The following is a 26,401-nucleotide window of genomic DNA, read 5'->3' as shown; positions in this document are numbered from 1 at the left end:
TATTTTTGAAAAACTAGACTTACATCAAAGTTTTGCATATAATCACCGCACTTCTCAACCGCCCCCATAGCTCAGTCGGTTAGAGCAGTCGACTCATAATCGATTGGTCACAGGTTCAAGTCCTGTTGGGGGCACCAGCATCTAAAAATTACTGACTAATTCCATATGACATATCTTCTAATTCTTTATTATTGGTTTCAGGGATAAGATATTTGACCATAAAAAATGATCCAATGCAGCAAATACCATAAAAGAAATAAGTTGGTGCTAAACCAAAGTATTGGAGCATTGGAGGAAATGTCCAAGTCACAATAACATTTCCTATCCAGTTTGCACAAGTCGCCACACCAAGTCCAGTTGTTCTAATCGCATTCGGGAAAATCTCCCCTAACACAACCCATAATGCAGGACCCCAAGTGCAACAGAAAAAGATATAAAACAAATGTGCACTAACCAATGCAGCCCAAGATAGTACAGGCGATAAAACAAGCCCGCTTTCACCTTGTGTCGCATTGGTAAAAATAATCCCCGTAATCCATAAAGAAATACCCATACCAATAGAGCCAATTAAGAGTAATTTACGGCGACCTAATTTATCAATAAACAACATCCCTACAATCGTCATTAATACACCGATGATGGTTGTGCCAATAGGGACCGCAAAAGAAAGCGATTGTGAAAATCCAACAGCACTCCAAAGTGATGAAGCATAATAGAGAATAATATTAATCCCCGTAAATTGAGCAACAAAAGCAAAACAAATTCCCACCCAGACTACAGGGACAAAACCTGTTTTCTTGGATAGTACGTTACGAATTGAAACAATTTCATCTACATTACCTAAACTTTGTTTAATTTGTTGTAATTTATCATCAGGATTTAATTCTCCCGTATAATCAACTAAAACCTGTTTGGCTTGTGTCAATTTATTTTTACTCACCAAATAACGTGGTGATTCAGGTAATTTTAATGCCATTACACCGTAAAGCACAGCAGGAAAGACTTCAACGAGTAACATCCAACGCCAAGCGAGCAAGCCCCCCCACAAGGTCGCATTTGGAGAATGTTCTGTATTAGCTAAGAGATAATTAGAAATAAAAGAAACAAGTAAACCAATCGCAATAGCTAGTTGTTGTAAACTGCCTAATCTTCCTCGTAAATGTGCTGGAGAAACTTCTGCAATATAAGCAGGTGCAATAACGGCAGCGATACCAACACCTAATCCACCAATAAATCGCCATAAGGAGAAATCCCATAAACCTACCGCTAAGGCAGAGCCGACAGCTGAAATAGAAAAAAGTACGGACGCCACTAGCATGACCTTGACTCGTCCAAATCGTATTGCACCTAAGCCTGCATACCAAGCACCAACAGCAGAACCAAATAAAACGGATGCGACTGCAAAACCTAACTCTGTTGAAGAGAGAGCAAAACCAAATTCTGCACTACGAATTGATTCCACTGTGCCGCTAATGACTGCCGTATCAAAGCCGAATAAAAATCCGCCTAATGCAGCTATCATAGAAATGTAGATCACTGGGTTGATATTTTTCATAAGTTACTCCTTGTGTTGAGAGGCAAGCCATTGAAAGACTGATAATTTTTTATTGCTAATGTGATCTTCATAAAGATCCAGAAAAACACAATGGGGATCTATCTCTCTATCTTGAATAATCACTTTCGCATAATCAGTTTTTTCAATATTGTCATTGTGTGATTGTAGATAATTTACAATCGCATTGGTATGTTGAATAGGAACGGTATCATCTAGCTGACTATGAATAAACCATAAAGGAATATGTTTTAATGTATCTAACTGATGGGAGAGCGGCACTTTTGCTGGGCAACAGATAACGCCAGCACAAAACAAATCTGGCATACAAGATATTAAACGTAAAGCCTGATATCCTCCCATTGATGCACCAATAACATAAACTCTACTTGTATCTATATTATATTTCTGAATAATCTCTTTAACTAGATTTACCAAGGTGTCGGTATAATCCCGTACACCATAATATCTATTTTGTTTAAACTTAAATTCATCTAACCAATATGATGGGCATTGGGGAGCTAATATATAGGGATAATCAAATTGTTTTTGATGTATTGGTTGTAAGAAAGAAGTTACCATTTTATCTGCAATAATATGGCATCCATTCATTCCCCCTTCTCCACCTCCATGTAAACAAATGATTAGTGGATGCTTAACATTATTAGGTTCTGGTTGATATAAGTTATAGTGAAGATCATCAAAGGTAGAGGTGATGAATTTTTCGACTTCCAACACTCTAATAGGCTGCATCTTAATCTGTTGATTTGAAATAGTACAATGTACTTTATCTACAACGAGATCAAATGAAATATTAAATTGAATATGACATATTTGTTGCTTAAATTCTTGTTCTAGGAATTTGAGTAACTTGGTTTTCTGGCAGAAAATATCTTTCTTCACATATACCAGTAAATATTGTTTTATTTTGTCAAAATGATAGTTGGTTATTTCTAACCCTTCCCATTTATTATCCGTATTTTCACTTAAAATAGCGACTTCTAATTGTTTAATCTCAATATTTTGACAAGGTTGGGATAACTTAAATTGAAATTGCGTGATCTGCCCACCTAAAATACCCACCTCAGCAATAGGCTGACAGTAACAAGATAAATGCGTGTTCATTATTATCCTCTATTAGTGAAATTGTTTTTATGATATTATCAGATGATATTAATCCATTTCTAACAAGATTTTCGCTATTTTTTAGCAAAATCGTATTTTGGCGGTAAGGTGAAAATAGAATTAAAACTGATGAAAGATGCGGCAGAAATCGTTCAGTCCTATCTTCCTTATACCAATATTGGCATACAAAAAAACAGACTTTCCTATTTTGATGGAATGAAAGCATTATGTCATTGGCACGATGATGTTGAACTCGTCAAAATTATTGATGGTGAGATGAATTATTATGTTAATGGTAAGACTTACCATTTAAAGAAGAATGACGGCATTATTGTTAATTCTAAAGCGATGCACTATGGTTTTTCCCGTCATAATAGGGATTGTCATTTTATTTGTGTCCTGATTAATCCTTACATTTTAGGCGAAAATTCACCAATATATCATCATTTCATTTTTCCAATTATCTCATCTTATCATTTAGATGTCTGTTGCCTATACGAACATAATATTCAACATCAAAATATCTTAAAAAATATAGAACAATTTGGTGCTATCTATTCTGAACAAATACATCATCATCAATCTATTGATTTTGATTGTATCGCTATTGCATGCTATTTCTGGAAAAATTGGTATAACCTCATTAAAGAAAAAATAGATAATAATCCACATGAAGATGTCAGGGAACTCTTGTTACAAAAGAAAATGACCCAGTTTATTTACCAAAACTATATGCACCCATTGAAACTAGATAATATCGCATCTTCTGCCAATATTTGTCGTAGTAAATGTTGTCAATTATTCAAGAAATATGTTCAACAAAGCCCAATTTCTTTCTTAAATGAATATAGAATTGAGAAAGCGAAAGAAATGTTACTGAATACATCGGGTAGCATTACGGATATTGCATATAGCTGCGGTTTTAATAATTTAAGTTATTTTTCAAAACAATTTTACAAAGTAACACAATATACGCCTAAGAAATATCAACAAGAAAAGCTGACAGAGATAAAAGGGAGCGATAGTCATTAGACTCACTTATACTCGGCAATACACTTGTTATAAACCGTTATTAGCGGGCACCAAACATTTCCTATCCTTTCAATCCTGTGTTAAAATTGCTCTCTTTTAAATAGCATATAGAAAATACAATATGAATTTAACCGATTTTTTACTCCATAAATTAGATGATCTGAAAGCCACGGATATTCAAGCCATTGATGTGAGAAAGAAATCATCTATTACGGATGATATGATTATTTGCACCGGAACATCTAGTCGCCATGTAGCTTCACTCGCTCAGAAATTGATTGATGAAAGCAAACAAGCCGGCTTTGAAACCTTTGGCGAAGAGGGCAAAGCCACGGCTGATTGGGTGGTGGTGGATTTTGGCCAAGCCATGGTACATATTATGCAAGCCGATAGCCGTGAACTTTATCAGCTTGAAAAACTTTGGGCGTAAAAATTAACCGAAAATTGACCGCACTTTTATGAAAATACAGCTCATTGCCGTGGGGACCAAAATGCCTGACTGGGTGAAAACCGGTTTTGAAGAATATCAACGGCGTTTCCCGAAAGATATGCCCTTTGAATTGGTGGAAATTGCTGCCGGTAAACGGGGTAAGAATGCCGATATTAAACGCATTTTGGAACAAGAGGGCAAAGCCATGCTCAATGTTTGTGGGAAAGGTAAGATTGTGACTTTGGATATTCCGGGCAAACCTTGGACCACGGCAGAATTGGCCCAGCAATTAGAAAGCTGGAAAAATGATGGGCGTGATCTGTGCTTGTTAATTGGTGGGCCAGAGGGACTGTCGCCAGAATGTAAAGCCGCAGCGGAACAAAGTTGGTCCTTATCGCCCTTAACCTTACCTCATCCGTTGGTGCGAGTGGTGGTGGCCGAAAGCCTGTATCGGGCGTGGTCGCTGAGTACCAACCACCCTTATCACCGTGAATAAATGATTATGCGTTGGTTAACTCAATTATTTGCCACCTTATTTGCCAAACCTCGGCATGAACCGATCCGTGATAATCGTGCGGAGCGGAATTTATTTGTGCGCCGTGCCTTGGTGGCGTTTATCGGCACCTTGGTGTTGGCGGTGGTGTTGCTGACCAATCTATACCATTTACAGGTGGTGGATTTCGATAAATATCAAACCCGCTCTAATGGCAATCGGATTAAATTATTACCTGTCGCTCCCACAAGGGGCTTGATTTATGATCGTAATGGCACCTTGTTAGCGGAAAATTTAACCTTTTTCGGTTTGTATATTGTGCCAGAAAAAGTGGAAGATTTAGACCGCACTTTTGAAGAATTACGCATGATTGTGGGGTTGACCGACGACGATATTGCCCAATTTAAAAAAGAACGTCGCCGTTCGACCCGTTATACACCGATTTTGTTAAAACCCAATTTAAACGAAGAACAAATTGCCCGTTTTGCCGTCAATCAATATAACTATCCGAGTGCTGACATTCGTCCGTATTTTAAACGCAATTATTTATACGGCGAGGCCATGACTCATATTCTAGGCTATGTGTCAAAAATTAATGATAAAGACGCCGAACGCCTGAAAAAAGAAGAAAAAGACGCCATGTATGCGGGGACCGCGGACATTGGAAAATTGGGGATTGAACGTTATTACGAAGATGAATTACACGGCAAACCGGGTTATGAACAGGTGGAAATTAATAGCCGTGGTAAGGTGATTCGCAAACTCAGCGAACAACAACCGGTAGCGGGGAAAAGTATTCATCTCACCATTGATTTGCCGTTACAGCAATTTATTATGGAACGTTTAGGCAAACAAAAAGGCTCCGTGGTGGTGTTGGATCCGAAAGACAGCAGTATTTTAGCCATGGTATCCAGCCCGAGTTACGATAATAATTTATTTGTTGGTGGCATTTCAGGGGCGGATTATAAACGTTTATTAGAGGATGAAGATCGTCCGTTGTATAGTCGTGCGACACAGGGCGCTTATCCGCCCGCTTCCACCGTGAAACCCTTTGTGGCGGTGGCAGCATTAACGGAAAATGTGCTCACCACCAGTACCACCGTGTCTGATCCCGGTTATTGGGTGTTGCCGAATACCACCAAACGTTTTCGTGACTGGAAAAAATCGGGCCACGGCAATACCGATTTACAAAAAGCGATTACCGAATCTTCTGATACCTATTTCTATCAAGTGGCTTATAAATTAGGCATTGATCGGTTATCAGAATGGATGAAAAAATTCGGTTTTGGCATGCCAACAGGGGTGGATATCAAAGAAGAAACCGCTGCCATTATGCCAGATCGGGAATGGAAACAAAAACGCTATAAAAAACCTTGGGTGATGGGTGATACCATTCCCGTGGGCATTGGTCAAGGTTATTGGACGGCCACGCCGTTACAATTAGCCAAAGCCTTGGCGGTGTTAATCAATAATGGGCGTGTGAATACCCCGCACTTAATGCAAGAAATTCATGGTTCCTTGGTGGAACCCTATAAAGATCCATTGTTGTATGAAGACATTAGCGAACCCACGGAGGGCGCTTGGGCGGCCGCCAAACGAGGCATGTACGGCGTTATTCATAGTGCCTCAGGCACGGGGCGCAAAGCCTTTGCGGGCGCTGCTTATGACGCCGCAGGAAAATCCGGTACCGCACAGGTGTTTAGCCTGAAAGAGGGGCAAAAATATGATGCCCATAATTTGAAAAAATTCTTGCACGACCACGCTTGGTTTATGGCCTATGCGCCTTATAACGAGCCCAAAGTGGTGGTGGCCATGATTCTTGAAAATGCTGGGGGCGGATCCAGTAATTCTGCGCCGATTGTGCGCCAAATTATGGATTATTATTTGTTGCAACGATTACCAAAACGTAATATCGATCCAACTGACAACGTTGATAACGCACTTGCCCCTGAAAGTGCGGTGCAAAAAAGTGAAGAAACAGAGATAACAGAATGAATGAAAAACCGGCGTTGATCCCCAATTTATGGGGCAAACTACACCTCGATTTTTGGCTACTCATTGGCTTGATTGTGATTTCAGGTTATGGTTTGCTTGTGCTTTATAGTGCCTCGGGTGGCAGTGAAAACATGTTCCGTAGTCGGGTGATTCAAGTGATTTTAGGCTTTGCGGTGATGTTCATTATGGCGCAATTACCGCCAAGGTTTTACCAACAAATTGCGCCTATTTTGTATATTGCGGGGGTGATTTTATTGGTGTTAGTGGATTTAATCGGCACCACCAGTAAAGGCGCACAACGTTGGCTCGATTTGGGCATTGTCCGTTTTCAACCCTCGGAGATCGTGAAATTAGCGGTGCCATTAATGGTGGCGGTGTATTTAGGCAATCGACAACAACCGATTAATTGGAAAGAAACCCTGATTGCCTTTATGATGATTATTTTCCCGACCTTATTGGTGGCCATTCAGCCTGATTTAGGCACCTCGATTTTAGTCAGTGCGTCGGGCATTTTTGTGGTATTCTTAGCGGGCATGAGTTGGTGGATCATTCTGGCCGCCGTGTTAGGATTAGCCGCGTTTATTCCGATTATGTGGTTGTATTTAATGCACGACTATCAACGCACAAGGGTATTGACCTTGCTCGACCCTGAAAAAGATCCTTTAGGGGCGGGCTACCATATTTTGCAATCAAAAATTGCCATTGGTTCTGGCGGTATGTGGGGCAAAGGTTGGATGGAGGGCACTCAATCTCAGCTCGAATTTTTACCCGAACCTCATACCGACTTTATTTTTGCGGTATTAAGCGAAGAACATGGTTTAATTGGCGTGTTAATTTTATTGGCGATTTATTTTTTTATTATTAGCCGTGGATTAATCATTGGGGCGCAAGCGAAAAATGCCTTTGGGCGGATTTTAACGGGCGCCACATTTTTAATTTTCTTTGTGTATATTTTTGTGAATATCGGTATGGTGAGTGGTATTTTGCCCGTGGTTGGTGTGCCATTACCGCTCGTGAGTTACGGCGGCACCTCCTTTGTGACATTAATGGCGGGGTTTGGTTTGGTCATGTCCATTCACACCCATAAAACAAAAAGTCTGTATGGGCAAGGGAACTAAATGACCATGTTAATACTCTATATAAATTGGGAATAATCCATTTGGGAACGTTATGATGAAATTAAAACTCTTATTAGCCATTTTCTTAGCGGCTTTTTTAACCGCCTGTACCTCCTCGGCGCAAGCAAGCAAAAGTCAACATACTGTGGTGACAAAATCTGCGCCTAAGGCACAACCAACGACAACGAATAAAACGCCAGTTTACACGCATAATGGTAAGCAATATGCCGTGGTCGAAAAAGCCACTGTACAAAGAGGAAAAGCCAGTTATTACCATAAAAAATTTAATGGCCGTCACACGGCAAGTGGTGAAATTTATAGTGGGGCAAAATTGACGGCCGCCCACCGCACTTTGCCGTTTGGTACCCATGTGTTGGTGACCAATTTACGCAATAACCGTCAGGTGATCGTCAAAATCAATGATCGTGGGCCGTTTAGCAAAACAAAAATTATTGATTTATCGACCTCGGCTGCCTCAAAATTGGGGATCATCACTGCAGGTATTGCTGATGTGAAAGTCGAAAAACTCTATCTTGTTCATAATTAAGCATTTAAAGGATTATTGAAATGTTGCAACATTCACTTAGAAACACCAAAATTGCCTTAACGGCGGGGTTATTATCATTATCATTTGCCAGTGTCGCCGACGTCGATTTTGGTATGGCGCCACCGCAAATTAACGCCCAAACCTATATTTTAATGGATTACAATTCGGGTGCGGTGTTAGCGAGCCTAAACCCTGATCAACGTCAATATCCCGCCTCCTTAACCAAAATGATGACGAGCTATGTGGTGGGGACGGCGATTCAACAGGGGAAAATTAGCCCAACGGACACGGTCACCATTGGGGAAAGTAGTTGGGGACAAAAATTCCCAGGTTCGTCTAAAATGTTCCTTAACCTTAATCAGCAAGTCTCGGTGTCTGATTTAAACCGTGGTATTATCGTGGTTTCAGGCAATGACGCTTGTGTGGCCATGGCCGAACATGTGGCGGGTTCCACCGATAAATTTATTGAATTGATGAATCAATATGCGGATCAGTTTGGCTTGAAAAACACACATTTCACCACGCCACACGGCTTAGACGATCCCAATCAATATTCTTCCGCTCGTGATATGGCCATTATTGGTTCGCATATTATTCGTGATCTTCCAGAAGAATATAAAATTTATGCCGAGAAAGATTTCACCTTTAACAAAATTAAACAGCCAAACCGCAATGGTTTATTATGGGATAAAACTCTGCACGTGGACGGCATGAAAACCGGTCATACGGATCAAGCTGGCTATAACCTCGTTGCCTCCGCCACCAATAACGGCGATATGCGGTTAATTTCGGTGGTGATGGGCGTTGCAACGCAGAAAGGCCGTGAAGTAGAAAGTAAAAAATTATTACAATGGGGCTTTAACAGCTTTGAAAGTATTAAAACCTTACAAGCGGGCAAAGCCATTGAAGAAAAAACCGTTTATTATGGTGATGAAAATAAAGTCGCTGTGGGCATGTTGCAAGATGGTTTTATTACCATTCCGAAAGGCCGACAAGCGGATTTAAAAGTGCGTGTAGAATATGATGGCAAAGGTTTAGAGGCGCCATTAGCGAAAGGCCAAAATGTCGGAAAAGTGATTTATCAATTAGACGGTAAAGATATTGCCGCCGTCAATGTGCAAGTCATGAAAGATGTCGGCGAGGCCGGTATCTTTGGCCGAGCATGGGACTGGCTAATCTTAACCATTAAGAGCTTATTCTAATTAAAGTCACGCATTACTCGCAAAAAACTTTCAGAAAATATACCGCACTTTTTATTGAAGTGCGGTGCTTTTTTAACAAATTTAAGGAAAAATCATGGCAGAGATCAATGTCAAAGAAATTAATTTAGCAGATATTCCACAACAACAATTAAAAGATCTGTTAGACTTTCCTTGTGCCTTTACCTTTAAAGTGGTCGGTAAAAACCGCCCTGATTTAATGGATGATGTGGTGGTCACCACGCAAAAATACGCCAAAGGCGATTATAAACCCCGTGAGCATATCAGCTCAAAAGGCACCTATAATTCCATTTCCATTGATATTATTGCAGAAAATATTGAGCAAGTGGAAACCCTTTATACCGAATTAGCCAAAATTGAAGGCGTCAGAATGGTGCTTTAAAACGGAGGCCTGAATGAATATTCCTTTGATCGTCCGCCAACTTGGCATGCAAGATTACCAAGAGGTTTGGCATAATATGCAAGCCTTTACTGACCAACGCACCGCAGATACGCCAGATGAAATTTGGTTGGTCCAACACCCCGCTGTATTTACCCAAGGACAAGCGGGCAAACCTGAACATCTATTGCAAGCAAGCAATATTCCTGTGGTGCAATCGGATCGAGGCGGACAAATTACCTACCACGGTTTAGGCCAACAGGTGATGTATGTGTTGATTGATATTAAACGCCATAAAGCACAGGGTCATGATATTAGCGTGCGTGATTTAGTGACGGCGCTTGAACAGTCGGTGGTAAAAACGCTGGCGGATTACCATGTGACCGCTTATCCAAAACCCGATGCCCCAGGGGTGTATGTAGATTGTCAGGGGATTGAGAAAAAAATCTGTTCCTTGGGTTTGCGTATTCGCAAAGGTTGCTCCTTTCATGGACTCGCCTTGAATATTCAAATGGATTTGCAACCTTTTCATTATATTAATCCTTGTGGTTATGCCGGACTCGAAATGTGCCAGCTCGCCGATTTTGTGGATCCCGTTGAAGCAGAATGCGAAAAAGTCGCCCCGAAATTAGTTGCACACTTTACCGCAATTTTAGGCTATAATACGCAACAAATTTTTAACAATTAAACATAATTTTAATCTGAAAAAGACAGCATAGGATATAAAATGGGTACTCCCTTTAAAATGGAACGTGGCGTTAAATACCGTGATGCGGCGAAAACGTCTATTATTCAGGTGAGAAATATCGATCCCGATCAGGAATTATTAAAAAAACCCTCGTGGATGAAAATCAAACTGCCTGCCAGTTCGGCTAAAATTGACAGCATTAAGAACGGCATGCGTCGTCATGGTTTGCATTCCGTATGTGAAGAGGCCTCTTGCCCAAATTTACACGAATGTTTTCATCATGGTACCGCCACCTTTATGATTATGGGCGCCATTTGTACCCGCCGTTGCCCGTTCTGTGACGTGGCACATGGTAAACCCTTGCCATTGGATCCCGAAGAACCACGCAAAGTGGCGGAAACCGTGCAGGATATGAAATTAAAATACGTGGTGATTACCTCTGTTGACCGAGATGATTTGGCCGATCGTGGCGCTGCGCATTTTGCTGCTACCGTGCGTGAAATCAAAGCCTTAAATCCTGGTTGCAAAGTGGAAATTTTGGTACCCGATTTTCGAGGACGCATCGAACAAGCCGTAGCGATTTTGAAACAAAATCCGCCCGATGTGTTTAACCACAATCTTGAAAATGTCCCTCGTTTATATCGTGAAGTTCGCCCTGGGGCAGATTATCAATGGTCGTTACGCTTGTTACAAATTTTCAAAGAAGAGTTTCCCGATATTCCAACCAAGTCGGGCTTAATGGTGGGCTTAGGTGAAACCAACGAAGAAATTTTGGCGGTAATGCAAGATTTACGTGATCACGGTGTGACGATGTTGACCGTTGGGCAATATTTGCAACCAAGCCGTCACCATCTAAAAGTGGAACGTTATGTGCCACCAGAAGAATTTGATATGTTCCGCCACGAAGCCGAAAAAATGGGCTTTGAACACGCCGCTTGCGGACCTTTCGTGCGTTCATCTTATCATGCGGATTTACAGGCCAGTGGTGGCGTGGTGAAATAATTAGGCTATATAGAAGTGAACGAAGTGCGGTGGAAAAATGAAGAGTTTTTCCACCGCACTTTTTTGTGTGCTGTTAGCTTTGGAAATGTCATTGTTTATTTGTAAGAATTAAATGCAGAGCCTATCCCATATTTTGTGTAAACACCAATTTCACTTAAAGGTGATCATTTAAACGATCACCGAATTCTAGTACAAAATATTACGAACTCATATGCACGATACAATGCTGAATTCTTGTTTCAGGAAAGCCTTTTACACCGTTTATTTTGTCTTGGAAATTCAAACCTAAGATTTAGACGAATTTTACCACCTACAAAAACAATATATCACCACCACACTTGGTATCAAAAATCTCAAAACCGAGATTATTTTGCAAACCGTAAAAAATACCACGGAATTGCCGTTGTCGTCTTATTCTAAGAAATAGAGCCGACAGGATTAATCCTTTAGTCAATAAAATTATGTTAGAATTATGCAAACTTATTTTTCTAAGGACACCCTATGTACTGGTTCAAAAACGCCATTATTTACCGCTTAACCAAAAATCTGGATTGGTCAGATAGCCATTTACAACAAAGTTTAACGCCAAATGAATACCACCCTTGTAGCCAATCTGACATGAGTAAATTTGGCTGGACTAAACCGTTGCGCGAATCGGAGGCATTATATTTTTCCAACGGCAAACAGATTCTATTGTTGGCACACAAAGAAGATAAAATCTTGCCAAGTCCCGTGATTAAACAAGAATTAGATGAACGTGTGCGTCAGTTGGAAGAAAAAGAAAATCGCAAATTGAAAAAGACCGAAAAACAGGCATTGAAAGATGATGTGGTGGCCATATTGTTGCCACGAGCGTTTAGTAAACATCAGCAAACAGCGATTTGGATTAACACCGAAACCAATTTAATTTATGTGAATGTGGCCTCTTATAAACGAGCGGAAGATGCCTTGGCATTGTTGCGTAAATCATTAGGATCGTTACCTGTAGTGCCGTTGGCTTTTGCCAATGAACCCGCCATTGTGATGACCGATTGGTTGGTGCAACAAAAAATACCCACATTTTTTACCGCACTTGATGAGGGCGAACTCAAAGCGGCGGATAATCAAGGCATTATTCGTTGTAAAAATCAGGATTTAGAAAGCGAAGAAATTTTATCTCATTTGCAAAAAGATAAATTTATCAGCAAGTTATTATTAGAATGGGAAGAGCATTTACGTTTTGTGTTACATGATGACGGCACATTAAAACGTTTGAAATTTGCCGATAATATTCGGGAAAAGAATGACGATATTTTAAAAGAAGATGTGGCACAGCGTTTTGATGCCGATTTTTTGTTAATGACTGGCGAACTTGCCAAGTTAACCGAACATTTATTAGATGAATTTGGTGGCGAAAAAATGCGTATGGACAACGCTTAAACGGATTCAAAAAAAAGCCCATAAAATTATGTGGGCTTTGTCATGCTTTAATCACGTTTAATGTCGCTTAAAGTACTTTTGGTACACGAATTTTTTGGCCTGGGAAGATTTTGTTAGCATCTTTAATCACTTCTTTATTCGCCTCCACGATAGCCGGATATTTTGCTGCATTGCCATAGAATTTTTTCGCAATAGCAGAAAGAGTATCGCCTTTTTGAATCACATAAAATTCGTCTTCGGTGGCTAATTGTTCACCGTTTGCAAGGTTCACCGCATCCACGTTAACCGATTCCACGCCTGCAATATTGCCAGCCATCAAAATAGCTTTTTCTAATGCACTGGCTGAAGTGGCATCGCCTGAGATTTTGGCTACACCATCTTCCACCGTTACAGCGACATTATCAATACCAGGATTGTCTTCCGCAATGTGATTGGTGACCGCTTGTGATGGATCTTCATCTTTACCAAAAATTTTTTTACCGATATTTCCTACGAAATCAAATAAACCCACGTTTCTTTCCTTCTTGTTGTATAGTGACAAATATATTTATCAGTCGAAACCAATAAAACCTCGCCTACAATAACCAAAGCCTACACGGATGTCTATAAATTTTTAAAAAATTAACCGCACTTGCTGCTTTTTCAGGTAAAATAGCCCTGTTTTGATTATGAGAGAGTAGAAAATTTATGCGTTGGCAAGGTCGAGAACAAAGTTCAAATGTAGAAGATAGACGTGGCAGTGGCTCAAGAATCAGTGGTGGTAAAAAAACAGGTGTATTGGGTTTTATTGTGTTGTTAGTGGGCGCTTATTATGGTGTGGATTTATCGGGTTTAGTCGGTGTTGATACTGCCAGTTTAGGCGGTACAATGAGTAGTTCCTCTAAATTATCGGCACAAGATGAACAAAATTTAAATGAACTTTCTCGTGTGGTATTACGAGATACCGAAACCACATGGCAAGGTTATTTTAGCAAAAACGGACAACGCTATGTTGCACCAACGATGGTGTTATATTCTGGCGCCACCTCAACCTCGTGCGGCACGGGTCAAGCTGCTATGGGGCCGTTTTATTGTCCCAATGATAAAAAAGTCTATTTAGATTTGTCTTTCTATGCGGACATGAAAAACCAATTAGGCGCCGCTGGTGATACCGCCTTTGCCTATGTAATCGCCCACGAAGTCGGCCATCACGTGCAAAATGTGTTGGGTATTTTGCCTAAAGTGAACCGTTTACAACAACAAAATCCGTCGCAGGCCAATGCGTTGTCGGTGAAATTAGAATTACAAGCGGACTGTTTTGCGGGCGTTTGGGGCTATCAAGCGGCTCGAAATAATTTATTAGAAACAGGCGATTTAGAAGAGGCCTTTGCTGCAGCGGAATCGGTCGGGGATGATCGACTACAAAAACGCAGCCAAGGTTATGTGGTGCCAGATAGTTTCACCCATGGCACGTCAGCACAGCGTTTACAATGGTTTCAACGAGGGCTAAAAACGGGCGATCCAAGTCAGTGTAATACGTTCTAATTGACGACATAAATGAGGCATGATTGGCCTCATTTTATTTTTTCAAAAATCCGATCAGTCACACCGTTATGCGTTTGTCGAAAATATCATTAGCCTAACCCGCCTAAATTTAGGTAGAATAGGGATTATTTATTTATCGAGAAAAATCCATGAGCCTATTTGCCTTGTTCTATATGCTATTTGCCTATTTACTAGGTTCGATTTCCAGTGCGATTTTAATTTGCCGTATTACTGGCTTACCCGATCCCCGCACGGTGGGATCGCATAATCCGGGAGCGACCAACGTATTGCGTTTAGGTGGCCGATGGGCAGCCTTGGCGGTGCTGATTTTCGATATGTTAAAAGGCATGTTACCCGTGTGGGCGGGTTATTATTTAGGCTTAACCCATTTTGAATTAGGTATGGTGGCGTTAGGCGCTTGTTTAGGCCATATTTTCCCGATATTCTTTAAATTTAAAGGTGGCAAAGGCGTGGCGACGGCCTTTGGTTCCATTGCCCCGATTGCTTGGGGCGTCGCTGGTTCCATGATCGGCACTTGGTTGTTGGTATTTTTAATTAGCGGTTATTCTTCTCTCAGTGCAGTAATTGCGGCGTTATTAACGCCGTTATATGTATGGTATTTCAAACCTGAATATACTTTCCCTGTCGCCTTGGTGTGTTGCTTATTAATTTATCGCCATCATGATAATATTCAGCGTTTATGGCGTGGGCAAGAAAGCAAAATTTGGTCTAAATTCAAGAAATAAACAAAAATAATGAAAAAATTTTTACTTCTTCTCGTTGTCTTGGCATTGGCTATCAGCGGTTGGGGCTATCGCCAAATGCAACAAGTTGTGAACCAAGCTGTCACCGTGCGACCCGATCAACTATTAACCGTGAAACGTGGCACCACAGGCAAAAAACTGGCGGATCTTTTTGAGCAAGAACACTTAGTGGCGGACGCAAAATGGTTGCCTTGGGCATTAAAATTACAGCCACAATTCAATAATGTGAAAGCAGGCACCTATTCACTCAATGGGGTGAATACCCTTGCGGATGTCTTAACAATCCTAAATGAGGGGAAAGAGGCACAATTTAGCTTACGTTTTACGGACGGTGAAACTTGGCGAGATGTAAAGAAATCGCTACAAAATGCACCGCACTTGGCCTCCTCCATTCAAGCCAAAACTGCGCAAGAATTATTACAACTACTTGAATTACCTGAAAATAGCCAACATTCTTTAGAGGGTTGGATCTATCCCGATACCTATAATTATGTGCCAGACTCCACCGACTTAGCCCTATTAAAGCGAGCAACTGACCGTACACAAAAATTGTTGGCACAACTTTGGGCGGAACGAGATGAAGATTTACCGTTACAAAGCCCTTATGAGATGCTAATTTTGGCCTCTATTGTAGAAAAAGAAAGTGGCGTACAAGCCGAACGTGGCCGCATTGCCTCGGTGTTTATTAACCGCCTAAAATCCAATATGAAATTACAAACGGATCCGACCGTTATTTATGGCATGGGCGACAATTACAACGGCAATATTCGTAAAAAAGATTTGGAAACCCCGACCGCTTATAATACTTATGTGATTGATGGTTTACCCCCAACACCGATAGCCAATCCAAGCGAAAGTGCGTTGCAAGCCGTAGCTCACCCCGAGAAAACCGATTTTCTCTATTTTGTGGCTGATGGCACCGGTGGACATAAATTTAGCCGAAATTTAGCCGAACACAATCAAGCCGTGCAAGCCTATTTGCGTTGGTATAAACAAAACAAAAAAACGGATAAAAAATAATATGACTGGAAAATTTATTGTACTCGAGGGCTTAGAGGGTGCCGGCAAAACCACCGCACGTCACGCCATTGTGGAACAACTGCATGCCAACGGGATCACCGATTTAGTGTTTACTCGAGAACCCGGTGGCACGCCTTTAGCAGAGAAATTACGCCAACTAATTAAACACGAAACCGAAGAACCTGTCACTGACAAAGCGGAATTATTAATGCTCTATGCCGCACGTATTCAGTTAGTGGAAAATGTGATCAAACCGGCCCTTGCACAAGGCAAATGGGTTATCGGTGATCGCCACGATATGTCCTCCCAAGCCTATCAAGGCGGCGGTCGTCAGTTAGATCAAGATTTTATGCTTAACCTAAAAAATAGTGTCCTCGGTGATTTTAAACCTGATTTTACCCTTTATTTAGACATTGAACCCGAACAAGGGCTAGCCCGAGCCAGAGGCCGTGGCGAGCTAGATCGCATTGAGCAACAAAATTTAGATTTTTTCCACCGCACTCGGGAGCGGTATTTGGAATTAGTTGCTCAAGATCCAAATGCTACCACTATTAATGCGGGTCAAGCATTGGAACAGGTTACTGCGGATGTGAAAGCGGCAGTGCAGAAGTTTGTTAATGCTGTTGCCATTAATATACCCACATAAACTAGCCACAGCGTGGCGCAACAATGCCTAACCCCGTACGAAAGTACAGGGAATGCTGATAATATCATTTTCTCTCCTTTTTATTTAACTCATTTCTATACTTTTTAGTCTAACATATTGCTCGAAAAAAAAACAATGGTAGTATTCATTTTAATCAGTAATTTTACTGATACTGAATATATCATTTACCTATGGAGTTTTTTTTATGTCTATTAGTATTTACCATCTATTAGGTGTTATTGAGGATAAATATCAAGAAATGCGAGATCTATTAGAATATATTTCTGATAATAGTTTCGAGTTGCATGACGATTATCTACAAGTAAAAGATGTCGAACAATTTGGCAAATTATTGGCGGAATGCGAGTCGTTAGCCTATGACACCGACTTATCTGACGGAGAAGAATATAACGACAATGAGCAGTTCGAGTTATTAGAAGAGGCTCAACAACAGATTGACGAAGAATTAGAGCAGTTTTCTTCGTTAAATATTAACAAAACCACACTTCAAGATCTTCAAAATATTTTAGATGTCTAAAACAGGAGCATTCAAATGTTAAAACACACAAAATTACTCGGCATTACACTTGCTGGCTTAATGTTATTCTCAATGGAAACACAGGCAGCAACAACGCCTGTTCAATTACTAGAAGAAAAGGTAAAAAACCTGAAAGATCCTCAACAAGCATCTCAAGTTCAAAAAGCTATCGGCATTTGTTATCTACAGGGTTTGAGTGACTACGGTTGTAAGAAAAATTTAAAAAAAGCAGAGCAATGGTTAACTAAAGCAACAAAATACGGTGATGCAGAAACTAAATTTTATTTATCTATTACTTACTTTTCTCTAAAGAAAAATACAGATAAAGCGGCGGATCTTCTAATTGAATCTTGCAAAAGCGGATATTCAGATGCTTGTGATTTGATAGAAGAAGCCAAAAAGAATTTAAATTAGCACTTATAAACTTACCCATAATACAAACCAAAACCTGTTTCTGAAAAAATTTCAAAAACAGGTTTTTTATATTTTTTGCTATCTCCGAACAGATCGGGTATAGTTTCTTTTCATATAGTAACGGGCATTAATACAGAAAAAATGACAACACTCTACCCTTGGCTCACCCCCACTTACCAACAAATTACTCAGTCTTTTTCACAAGGGCGGGGCCATCATGCTTTGCTGTTTAAGGCAGAAATGGGCGTGGGTGTGGAGCAATTAATTGATGCGGTGGCGAAGTTTTTGATTTGTACCGAATCGGAAAAGCCTTGTGGACATTGCCATGCTTGCCAGTTAAGCCAAGCGGGGAATCACCCTGATGTCCATTTGCTAGCGCCTATAGAGAACAAAGATATTGGTGTGGATCAAGTACGTGAAATTAACGAAATCGTCAATCAGCATGCTCAACAAGGCGGTAATAAAATTGTCTGGGTGCAAGGTGCAGAGCGGTTGACCGAGGCAGCAGCCAATGCCATTTTGAAAACGTTAGAAGAACCTCGTCCAAATAGCTATTTTTTGTTGCAAGCGGATTTGGCGTCACCTTTAATGGCGACCATTTACAGCCGTTGTCAAATGTGGTTAGTCAATGTGCCAGAGACGGCGTTGGCGGAACAATGGTTACAAACGCAAACCAATGAAAAAATAGAAGAAATTTCCACCGCACTTCGTATTAGTTATCAACGGCCGTTGTCAGCATTGACTTTCTTACAACAAGGCTTAATGGAAAAACGGCGAGAATTTTTACGCCAATTTTGGGTATTTTATGTGCGTCGTTCGCCATTGGAATTATTGCCGCTATTTGAAAAGGAATTGATTTTTCATCAAATTGATTGGTTATTAGCATTTCTAACAGATGCCTTAAAAGATAAATTAGGCGTTCAAGAAAATTGGATTTGTCAGGATTTAGCCCGAGGCGTGCAACAATTTAGCCAAAAACAGACCATGTTGGGATTATTACGAGCCAATCAAATTGTGCAAAATATGCGGTTGGATTTAATTCAAATTAATGCCGCCAATCAAGAGATTATTTTATTAGACGGTTTAACTAAACTGATTACAGAAGTATTTGAACAATAAGAGGAAATATGTTTATTGTAGATAGCCATTGCCATTTAGACGCACTGGATTATGAAAATATACATCAAGATGTGAATGATGTGATTAACAAGGCAAAAGCCCGTGACGTACAACATTTGCTCACCATTGGCGTCACATTAAGCCGTTTTGAAAAGCAGCGGGACAGTTTGGCGCACCGTGATGACGTATCCTTTGCTTGTGGCGTCCATCCCTTGGATTTAGAGGACGAACCCTATGATGTGGAGCGTTTAATTCAGTTGGCACAACATCAAAAAGTGGTGGCTATTGGCGAAATCGGCTTGGATTATTATTACAGTGCGGATAATAAAGCCTTGCAACAGGCCATTTTCGCCAGCCAAATTCAAGTGGCCAATCAATTAGATAAGCCTGTGATTATTCATACTCGTACAGCGGGTGATGACACCATTCGATTGTTGCAAGATAATCAGGCGGAAAAGTGCGGTGGCGTCATTCATTGTTTTACAGAAACCATGGATTTTGCCAAACAAGCGTTAGATTTAGGGTTTTATATTTCTTGTTCCGGTATTGTGACCTTTAAAAATGCCGAGGACATTCGGGAGGTGATCCGCTATGTGCCGTTGGATCGCTTGTTAGTGGAAACGGACAGCCCTTATTTAGCGCCTGTGCCTTATCGTGGTAAACAAAATCAACCCGCTTATACTCGTGAAGTGTGCGATTATGTGGCCACCTTAAAAGGGTTAACGCCAGAACAATTTGCCGAACAAACCACCAAAAACTTTGAGCGTTTGTTTAAAATTCAGGTACAATAACAGCCTCTCCCCTTGGGAGAGGACGAAGAAAATCCGTCAGGATTTTCGGGCGGTGAGGGTTAAAACTCATGAAATCCCCCCTAAAAAAACACAAAAAAATTTTATTTTTGTGATCTCGATTCCAGAATTGAATTAAAAATCTTGCCTATTTACCACCGCACTTGATAATGCTCCCATTCACTCAACACATGGAGCAAGCAATGAAACAACCCTCACGCTATATTGATCTCACCACCGACTACGGCTTTAAACGCATTTTTGGTACCGAAGTTAACAAAGACTTACTGATGGATTTTCTCAATGAATTATTTCAAGGTAAGAAAATCATCAAAGACTTGGTTTACAACAAAAATGAACACGTAGGCGACACCGCAGAACAAGGCAATGTTATCTTTGATCTCACTTGCACAACAGATGATGATTCTCAATTTATTATTGAAGTGCAACGGAGCAAGCAAACGTATTTTAAAGAACGCACTATTTACTATGGTAGCAAACTGATCAGCGATCAAGCGCCACAAGGGGGAATCAGCGGTTGGAATTATGCGATTTCTGAAGTTTATGTGATCGCCCTGATGGACGGTTTTCATTTTTCCGATACTGATGAATATTTACACGATATTTGCCTATTCAACAAAAAGACAGGCGAAATTTTTTATGATAAACTTGGGTTCATCTATATTGAATTACTGAATTTTCACAAAGCTGAATATGCGTTGGAAAGCGATTTGGACAAGTGGTTATACGTATTGAAAAATATGGCGAACTTAAAAAAATTGCCTGCTTTCTTAAAAAAACCGGTTTTCCAAAAATTGTTTAAAATCGCCGAATACACCAATTTAAGCAAGGGAGAAAAAGAAATGTATGATGTGAGCTTAAAACGTAAATGGGATGAATTTTCTGCGTTAGAATATGCCACAGAGCAAGGGATTTTGCAGGGGATACAGCAAGGTATGCAACAAGGAGAGCTAAACGGGTTACGGAAGAGTGCTAAGAATATGCTTTCTCTAGGATTGGATTTAGAGATTATTTCTAAAGCGGTCGGCTTGCCTGTTGATGAAATCAAGAAATTGGGACATTGATTAGAATTTAATCATAGAGGTGTAAAAACTTTCCCCTCTCCCAAAGGGGGGACTTTTAATAGGAACTTTTATTATGCGTAAAACAATCAAATATTTTCTCTTTTTGGTGGTGATTTTATTCCACGCAGTATTATTTTCGGGTATCCATTTTATTTTCCCCCATTACGACACGACCTATATTACCGGCGTAGAAGTCAAACGAGTGGATAAAGACGGCCCGATTACCAAAGCCAATCCAGCAGATGGTCCAACTCGTGATGTGTATTATATTTATACCCAAAAAGCGGGAGAAGAAAAACCCATGGTGTATCGCAATGAAGATACCCGTTGGGGTTTTCCGTTCTATTTCAAATTTGGATCAGCGGATTTACAAGCCAAAGCGTCGAATTTTGCTGGCAACAAGCAAATGGTGGAAGTGAAATACTATGGCTGGCGTTTAGTGATTTTTGATGAATACCGCAATATGGTGTCCATGAAAGAAGCAACAGACACGAGTCCAAGTATGCCGATTTTAAGCTATATTTTCTATTTCTTAGGCTTGATTACTTTGTTCTTCTCCATTCAATTTATCCGTGGTTGGTTTGATAGCGAATAAGTCTATGGGATTAAGTTTCATTGTCGCCACCACCCTAAATGGGGTGATTGGCAAAGATAACCAAATGCCGTGGCACTTGCCTGCGGATTTGGCGTGGTTTCGCCAAAATACCCAAGGAAGAACGGTCATTATGGGGCGGAAAACCTTTGAAAGTATCGGCCGTCCCTTGCCGAAACGCACCAATATCGTGCTTTCACGCCAGCCATTTGAGGCGGAGGGCGTTATTTGGCAAAACAGCCTAGAAACTGCGGTGCAATTTGCTCGAGATTTAAACCCTGACCAAGAGATGATGTTGATCGGTGGCGGGCAATTATTTCAGCAATATTTTCCCCAAGCAGACAAACTTTATCTTACGCAAATTCAAACCGAACTGGATGGTGATACCTTTTTCCCTGCGATTAACTGGGACGAGTGGCATATTGAAGTGGAACAATTTCGGGAAAAAGATGAACAGAATGCCTATGATCTGCGGTTTTTGGTATTAACCAGAAAATAGTCAATTTATGCTTGTTTTAAACTCAAAACCATTCTAAACTAAACCCATAGTCGGGGTGCTACTATGACGACATAGCGACGACATAGCGGCTGAGAAAATACCCGTAAAACCTGATACAGCTAATACTGGCGTAGGGAACTATCTTCATTTTATCCGCCCATTATGCTGCATCTTTTCTTTTCACGGATAGGTAAAGGAAATTCTATGCAATTCAAGTATTTAAATCTTGTTCGAGAACGTAATCCACTGGTACATTGTATGACCAATATTGTGGTCACCAACTTTTCTGCCAATGGATTACTGGCGCTCGGTGCCTCCCCTTTTATGTCGACCATGTCGGAGGAGGCGGCAGAAATTCAACAATTTTCCAACGCACTTTTGCTCAATATTGGCACCATTCATGATTTTGATGTGGAGGCCATGATTATCGCTGGGCAAGCCGCCAATCAACACGGCGTACCTGTGGTGTTAGATCCAGTGGGTGCAGGTGCAACAGCCTATCGCCGTGCCACGGTGCGGAAGATTTTAGAGCAGGTTAAGATTTCTGCGATTCGTGGTAACGTGAGCGAAGTAGCGTTTTTGGCGGATGTAGCTTGGCAAACAAAAGGCGTGGACGCAGTCGAGGGGCAAGGTGATATTGCCGACATTGCTAGAGTCGCCGCTCAAAAATACCAATGTTGTGTGGCGATCAGCGGTGAAATTGACTATATCAGCGATGGCAAACGGGTTGCCAAAATTGCCAACGGCACGCCACTATTTCCTAAAGTCACGGGGTCAGGTTGCCTACTCGGTGCCGTGGTTGGGGCATTTCTCGGTGTGGCGGAAAAAGACGATGAATTTAACGCTTGCGTTGAGGCTTGCACCGCCTATGCCGTAGCTGGCGAACTCGCCGCCCAAGGATTACACAATCAATTAGGCGATTTTGCCGTACAATTTATCAATCAATTAGCCGATTTAACCCCTGAAAAAATTAACCAATTAGCGAGGATTGATCATGTCTAACGTAGTAGCACAAGCCTTAACCATCGCAGGATCCGATAGCGGTGGCGGAGCAGGTATTCAAGCGGATTTAAAAACTTTTCAAATGCGAGGCGTATTTGGCACGGTGGCGATTACTGCAGTGACCGCCCAAAATACTTTAGGTGTCTTTGATATTGCCCCGATTCCCCTTGCCACCATTTCTGCGCAAATTAAAGCCGTGGCGGAAGATTTTGATATTCATGCAGTAAAAATTGGTATGCTTGGCAATGCGGAGATTATTCAATGCGTGGCGAAAAATCTGGAGCAATATCAGTTTCCTCAAATTGTGTTAGATCCGGTGATGATCGCCAAAGGTGGAGCATCTTTATTGCAACAAGATGCCGTGACCGCCTTAAAACAGTTTATTTTGCCAAAAGCCACGGTGATTACGCCGAATTTGCCTGAAGCGGAAGCCTTAACGGGCATTAAAGTGGTGGACGATGCCAGTGCGGAACGTGCCGCTCGCTTATTACAACAATGGGGCGTGGAAACCGTAGTGATTAAAGGCGGACACAGTGGCAATTCACAAAGTGCGGTCTGTTTGGACTGGGTTTTCACCCCGACCGAACAATTCCGCCTACAAGCCGAACGTTTCCCGACCGCCCAAACCCACGGCACCGGTTGTACGTTCTCCGCTTGTATTACCGCCGAACTCGCCAAAGGCAACAGCGTTGAACAAGCCATTCGCACTGCCAAAGCCTATATCACGGCGGCGATTAGTCACCCGTTAAATCTCGGTCATGGACACGGACCGACTAACCATTGGGCGTATCAAGATGAACAATAAGCAACAAATTCAACAAATGTTGTCGGTGTATTTTATTGCGGGTACGCAAGATTGCCTACACTTGTCGGGTGATCCCGCTCAAAATCTACTGGAGATATTAAAACAAGCCTTGCAAGCGGGCATTACCTGTTTCCAATTTCGGGATAAAGGTAAACATTCGTTAGCACATCTGCCAGAACAACAAAAACAGCTCGCCAGACAATGCTTAGCGTTATGTCGCCAATATCAAGTGCCATTTATCGTTAATGATAATGTCGCATTAGCCGTGGATATTGGGGCAAATGGCGTACACGTCGGGCAATCGGATATGGCAATTCAGCAAGTGTTAGAAAAAACGCAACACAAACTGATCGTTGGCTTATCCACCAATAACTTAGATCAGGTTTTAGCCGCTCAACAACAAGGGGAGATTGATTATATTGGTGTGGGCCCGATTTTCCCCACTGGCTCAAAAGCCGATCATTCCGCTGTGTTAGGTGTAGAATTTGTAGAAAAATTAAAGGATTACGCATTAAGTAAGCCTTTTGTGGTGATTGGTGGCATAAATCAGTATAATGCTCACACATTAAAACAAGCGGGCGCAGATGGTGTGGCTGTGATTTCTGCCATTACCCAAGCAGAAAATATCCAAACTGCGGTGGAAAAATTGAAATATTAAGGAATAAGATGACAGATAAAATATTTATCCATGAACTGACGGCCTTTGCCCGTATTGGCGCCTATGATTGGGAACAGACCATTAAGCAAAAGCTAATTTTTAATATTGAAATGACGTGGGATTTTCGTCAAGCGGTAGAAACTGAAAATCTGCAATATTGCTTGGATTATGCGGAAATTTCGCAGAAAATCATTGATTTTGTCGAAAGTCAGCCGTTTAAGTTAGTGGAAACCGTCGCACACAAAGTGGCGGATTTGTTACAACAACAATATGGTATTCAATCCTTACGCATTGAATTGCATAAACCGAAAGCGGTGGCGCAAGCGCGTTCAGTGGGTGTCATTGTGGAAAGATAACCCCTATCAACAAAAAAGTGCGATGATTTCACCGCACTTTTTTGACTCTCATTTCAATAATTTATCTAATGCCGTGACCCAAATGGCGGTCTAGCAAACCACACAACAATAATTAAAGACAAATACAACATGGCAGATAGCCAAAAAATTTCATTGGCACCAATAATAAAACCTTGTCCTGAAATTGTTTGTGCTAATTGAATAGAGCTTTGTTGATCACTAAAACCGAGATTCGCCATCTGTTGATAGTATTGATGCGTGTTGAAGTCATATTGGGTAATGTTTTCCGTTAATCTCGTATGATGCAAAGCCTCTCGCCGATACCACATAAATGTGGTCAAGGATGTCCCAACGGAACCCGCCAAGGTCCGTAAAAAGTTAAACAAGCTCGAGGCAGAGGCAATTTTTTGTGGTAGCAAACCTGACAACGTAATGGTCGTCAATGGCATAAAGAAACAAGCCACTGCAAAGCCTTGTACAAACTGTGGTAATGCAAAATCCCAGAATGTACTTGCGGTTTCAAAGGTCACTGCTCGCCAATAGAACGTTACCGCATACATAATAAAACTAAAAGTGACCAAAATCCGCATGTCAATACGATGCCCAAATCGGCCGATAATCGGTGACAAGAAAATTGGCAATAACCCCACCGGTGCGGCTGCCAGCCCCGCCCATGTAGCGGTGTAGCCATAAACCTGTTGAAATAACAGCGGCAGTAACACCACGGAGCCTAAATACACCAAAAAAGCAAGGCTCGTACACAAACAACCAATCACAAAATTTCGCTGTTGAAACAAGGAAATATCCACAATTGGATTGTCATCGCCGAGCGACCAAATCACCAAGGTAATCAATGCAATAGCGGAAATAATGGTTAACACCACAATTTCGGTGGAATTAAACCAATCCAGTTCTCGTCCCTCATCTAGCATTAATTGCAAGCAACCTACACCTAATACGAGTAAGCTCAGGCCCACCAGATCCACTGGGCGATGTTCCGTTGCGGTTTCACGGTCGCCTAAGGTTTTCCATGTCATAAATAGCACAGCTAAACCAATCGGAATATTAATAAAGAAGATCCAACCCCAGTGCATATTATCGCTGATCCAACCGCCTAAAATCGGGCCAAAAATCGGTGCCACCACCACGGTCATGGACCAAAATGCCAACGCCATGCCACGTTTTTCTGGAGGATAGTTATTGAGCAATAAACTTTGCGAAAGGGGAACAATCGGGCCGGCCGCCAAGCCTTGCAGAATTCGACATAAGATCAACATACCAAGACTATGCGAGATACCACATAACCAAGAGGCCACCACAAAGCCAAAAACCGCCCATAAAAATAACCGCACTTCGCCAAAGCGTTTAGCTAGCCAGCCGGTAATCGGAATAGCAATCGCATTCGCCACCCCAAAGGAGGTGATAACCCAAGTCCCTTGACTGCTTGATGCCCCGAGATCACCGGCAATGGTGGGGATCGCCACGTTGGCAATGGTGGAATCTAATACTTGCATAAAGGTCGCCAATGCCAAAGCAATGGTCATGATCGCAAGTGCGGCCCCATGAACTGGTTTTTGCATCGCCAACCGCC

At 41.4% G+C, this 26,401-nt stretch carries 30 protein-coding genes, 1 tRNA gene and 1 riboswitch; of the genes, 27 read left to right on the top strand and 4 right to left on the bottom strand.

The window, feature by feature from the left end; translation table 11 throughout:
- The first annotated feature begins 60 nt into the window (after positions 1–60).
- Positions 61–137 (top strand) — tRNA-Ile (locus ACTG7Q_RS00535).
- A gap of 11 nt (positions 138–148) precedes the next feature.
- Here ACTG7Q_RS00535 and ACTG7Q_RS00530 read toward each other — a convergent pair.
- Both ACTG7Q_RS00530 and ACTG7Q_RS00525 read right to left on the bottom strand, forming a co-directional pair.
- Positions 149–1,555: a sugar porter family MFS transporter gene (locus ACTG7Q_RS00530; protein ID WP_439239842.1), complete on the bottom strand. Its 1,407-nt coding sequence runs from the start codon at positions 1,553–1,555 to the stop codon at positions 149–151.
- A gap of 3 nt (positions 1,556–1,558) precedes the next feature.
- On the bottom strand, positions 1,559–2,677 hold the full coding sequence (locus ACTG7Q_RS00525) for an alpha/beta fold hydrolase (protein WP_439239841.1): 1,119 nt from the start codon (positions 2,675–2,677) through the stop codon (positions 1,559–1,561).
- 108 nt (positions 2,678–2,785) lie between these two features.
- Between ACTG7Q_RS00525 and ACTG7Q_RS00520 the strand changes: the two genes are divergently transcribed.
- The 11 genes from ACTG7Q_RS00520 (at position 2,786) to rdgC (ending at position 13,000) form a co-directional block, all read left to right on the top strand.
- On the top strand, positions 2,786–3,709 hold the full coding sequence (locus tag ACTG7Q_RS00520) for a helix-turn-helix domain-containing protein (protein ID WP_439239839.1): 924 nt from the start codon (positions 2,786–2,788) through the stop codon (positions 3,707–3,709).
- A gap of 121 nt (positions 3,710–3,830) precedes the next feature.
- Positions 3,831–4,139: a ribosome silencing factor gene (gene rsfS / locus ACTG7Q_RS00515; protein WP_439239838.1), complete on the top strand. Its 309-nt coding sequence runs from the start codon at positions 3,831–3,833 to the stop codon at positions 4,137–4,139.
- Between the two features lie 28 nt (positions 4,140–4,167).
- Positions 4,168–4,635 carry a 23S rRNA (pseudouridine(1915)-N(3))-methyltransferase RlmH gene (gene rlmH / locus ACTG7Q_RS00510; RefSeq protein WP_439239836.1) on the top strand — a complete coding sequence of 156 codons (468 nt, stop codon included), beginning with the start codon at positions 4,168–4,170 and terminating at the stop codon, positions 4,633–4,635.
- A gap of 6 nt (positions 4,636–4,641) precedes the next feature.
- Positions 4,642–6,627 carry a penicillin-binding protein 2 gene (gene mrdA / locus ACTG7Q_RS00505; protein ID WP_439239835.1) on the top strand — a complete coding sequence of 662 codons (1,986 nt, stop codon included), beginning with the start codon at positions 4,642–4,644 and terminating at the stop codon, positions 6,625–6,627.
- Complete coding sequence (gene rodA, locus ACTG7Q_RS00500) at positions 6,624–7,745, top strand: rod shape-determining protein RodA (RefSeq protein ID WP_439239834.1); 1,122 nt, start codon at positions 6,624–6,626, stop codon at positions 7,743–7,745. The genes mrdA and rodA overlap by 4 nt, the downstream gene beginning before the upstream one ends.
- Positions 7,746–7,797: 52 nt before the next feature.
- Positions 7,798–8,292 (top strand): septal ring lytic transglycosylase RlpA family protein, encoded by a 495-nt coding sequence (locus tag ACTG7Q_RS00495; RefSeq protein WP_439239833.1) that lies wholly within the window; start codon positions 7,798–7,800, stop codon positions 8,290–8,292.
- Between the two features lie 20 nt (positions 8,293–8,312).
- A complete protein-coding gene (locus ACTG7Q_RS00490) occupies positions 8,313–9,494 on the top strand; it encodes a serine hydrolase (RefSeq protein WP_439239832.1) in 1,182 nt (393 codons plus the stop codon).
- A gap of 94 nt (positions 9,495–9,588) precedes the next feature.
- Entirely contained in the window at positions 9,589–9,894 is a 306-nt protein-coding gene (gene ybeD / locus ACTG7Q_RS00485; protein ID WP_439239831.1) for a DUF493 family protein YbeD, read from the top strand.
- 13 nt (positions 9,895–9,907) lie between these two features.
- A complete protein-coding gene (gene lipB / locus ACTG7Q_RS00480) occupies positions 9,908–10,579 on the top strand; it encodes a lipoyl(octanoyl) transferase LipB (RefSeq protein ID WP_439239830.1) in 672 nt (223 codons plus the stop codon).
- Positions 10,580–10,618: 39 nt separating this feature from the next.
- On the top strand, positions 10,619–11,581 hold the full coding sequence (lipA, locus tag ACTG7Q_RS00475; RefSeq protein ID WP_439239829.1) for a lipoyl synthase: 963 nt from the start codon (positions 10,619–10,621) through the stop codon (positions 11,579–11,581).
- Positions 11,582–12,082: 501 nt separating this feature from the next.
- A complete protein-coding gene (gene rdgC / locus ACTG7Q_RS00470) occupies positions 12,083–13,000 on the top strand; it encodes a recombination-associated protein RdgC (RefSeq protein ID WP_439239828.1) in 918 nt (305 codons plus the stop codon).
- Positions 13,001–13,067: 67 nt separating this feature from the next.
- Here rdgC and lysM read toward each other — a convergent pair whose 3' ends face one another.
- The gene (gene lysM / locus ACTG7Q_RS00465; protein WP_439239827.1) at positions 13,068–13,511 is read right to left on the bottom strand and encodes a peptidoglycan-binding protein LysM; all 444 of its coding nucleotides are present in this window, start codon (positions 13,509–13,511) and stop codon (positions 13,068–13,070) included.
- Between the two features lie 176 nt (positions 13,512–13,687).
- Here lysM and ypfJ point away from each other — a divergent pair, with 176 nt between their 5' ends.
- The 15 genes from ypfJ to folB all read left to right on the top strand — a co-directional run bounded on the left by ypfJ (position 13,688) and on the right by folB (position 24,810).
- Positions 13,688–14,524: a KPN_02809 family neutral zinc metallopeptidase gene (ypfJ, locus tag ACTG7Q_RS00460; RefSeq protein WP_439239826.1), complete on the top strand. Its 837-nt coding sequence runs from the start codon at positions 13,688–13,690 to the stop codon at positions 14,522–14,524.
- A 149-nt stretch (positions 14,525–14,673) separates the two neighbouring features.
- Complete coding sequence (plsY, locus tag ACTG7Q_RS00455) at positions 14,674–15,270, top strand: glycerol-3-phosphate 1-O-acyltransferase PlsY (RefSeq protein ID WP_439239825.1); 597 nt, start codon at positions 14,674–14,676, stop codon at positions 15,268–15,270.
- Between the two features lie 9 nt (positions 15,271–15,279).
- A complete protein-coding gene (mltG, locus tag ACTG7Q_RS00450) occupies positions 15,280–16,308 on the top strand; it encodes an endolytic transglycosylase MltG (protein ID WP_439239824.1) in 1,029 nt (342 codons plus the stop codon).
- A 1-nt stretch (position 16,309) separates the two neighbouring features.
- Positions 16,310–16,954: a dTMP kinase gene (tmk, locus tag ACTG7Q_RS00445; RefSeq protein WP_439239823.1), complete on the top strand. Its 645-nt coding sequence runs from the start codon at positions 16,310–16,312 to the stop codon at positions 16,952–16,954.
- A gap of 259 nt (positions 16,955–17,213) precedes the next feature.
- Entirely contained in the window at positions 17,214–17,492 is a 279-nt protein-coding gene (locus ACTG7Q_RS00440) for a hypothetical protein (protein ID WP_439239822.1), read from the top strand.
- 15 nt (positions 17,493–17,507) lie between these two features.
- Positions 17,508–17,906 (top strand): hypothetical protein, encoded by a 399-nt coding sequence (locus ACTG7Q_RS00435; RefSeq protein WP_439239821.1) that lies wholly within the window; start codon positions 17,508–17,510, stop codon positions 17,904–17,906.
- A gap of 141 nt (positions 17,907–18,047) precedes the next feature.
- A complete protein-coding gene (locus tag ACTG7Q_RS00430; RefSeq protein ID WP_439239820.1) occupies positions 18,048–19,025 on the top strand; it encodes a DNA polymerase III subunit delta' in 978 nt (325 codons plus the stop codon).
- A gap of 8 nt (positions 19,026–19,033) precedes the next feature.
- On the top strand, positions 19,034–19,816 hold the full coding sequence (locus ACTG7Q_RS00425; RefSeq protein WP_439239819.1) for a TatD family hydrolase: 783 nt from the start codon (positions 19,034–19,036) through the stop codon (positions 19,814–19,816).
- A 200-nt stretch (positions 19,817–20,016) separates the two neighbouring features.
- Positions 20,017–20,898: an Rpn family recombination-promoting nuclease/putative transposase gene (locus ACTG7Q_RS00420; protein ID WP_439239818.1), complete on the top strand. Its 882-nt coding sequence runs from the start codon at positions 20,017–20,019 to the stop codon at positions 20,896–20,898.
- A gap of 73 nt (positions 20,899–20,971) precedes the next feature.
- Entirely contained in the window at positions 20,972–21,493 is a 522-nt protein-coding gene (locus ACTG7Q_RS00415; RefSeq protein WP_439239816.1) for a DUF1523 family protein, read from the top strand.
- A gap of 4 nt (positions 21,494–21,497) precedes the next feature.
- Entirely contained in the window at positions 21,498–21,989 is a 492-nt protein-coding gene (gene folA / locus ACTG7Q_RS00410; RefSeq protein WP_439239815.1) for a type 3 dihydrofolate reductase, read from the top strand.
- A gap of 41 nt (positions 21,990–22,030) precedes the next feature.
- Positions 22,031–22,143, top strand: a riboswitch (TPP riboswitch).
- A gap of 50 nt (positions 22,144–22,193) precedes the next feature.
- Positions 22,194–22,991 (top strand): hydroxyethylthiazole kinase, encoded by a 798-nt coding sequence (gene thiM / locus ACTG7Q_RS00405; RefSeq protein WP_439239814.1) that lies wholly within the window; start codon positions 22,194–22,196, stop codon positions 22,989–22,991.
- Complete coding sequence (gene thiD / locus ACTG7Q_RS00400; RefSeq protein WP_439239813.1) at positions 22,984–23,796, top strand: bifunctional hydroxymethylpyrimidine kinase/phosphomethylpyrimidine kinase; 813 nt, start codon at positions 22,984–22,986, stop codon at positions 23,794–23,796. The genes thiM and thiD overlap by 8 nt, the downstream gene beginning before the upstream one ends.
- A complete protein-coding gene (thiE, locus tag ACTG7Q_RS00395) occupies positions 23,786–24,454 on the top strand; it encodes a thiamine phosphate synthase (RefSeq protein ID WP_439239812.1) in 669 nt (222 codons plus the stop codon). The genes thiD and thiE overlap by 11 nt, the downstream gene beginning before the upstream one ends.
- An 8-nt stretch (positions 24,455–24,462) precedes the next feature.
- Positions 24,463–24,810, top strand: coding sequence for a dihydroneopterin aldolase (gene folB / locus ACTG7Q_RS00390; protein ID WP_439239811.1), 348 nt, complete (start codon positions 24,463–24,465; stop codon positions 24,808–24,810).
- Positions 24,811–24,875: 65 nt separating this feature from the next.
- Here the strand turns inward: folB and ACTG7Q_RS00385 are convergent, their stop codons facing one another.
- Positions 24,876–26,390, bottom strand: a complete 1,515-nt coding sequence (locus ACTG7Q_RS00385) for a DHA2 family efflux MFS transporter permease subunit (protein ID WP_439239810.1) — start codon at positions 26,388–26,390, stop codon at positions 24,876–24,878.
- Positions 26,391–26,401 lie beyond the last annotated feature (11 nt).

Origin of the sequence: Lonepinella sp. BR2474 (assembly GCF_051851555.1) — a bacterium.
In the GTDB taxonomy this organism is placed as follows: Bacteria; Pseudomonadota; Gammaproteobacteria; order Enterobacterales; family Pasteurellaceae; genus Lonepinella.
Note: the sequence above shows the minus strand (reverse complement) of the source record. Positions and strands in the feature narration are given on the sequence as shown.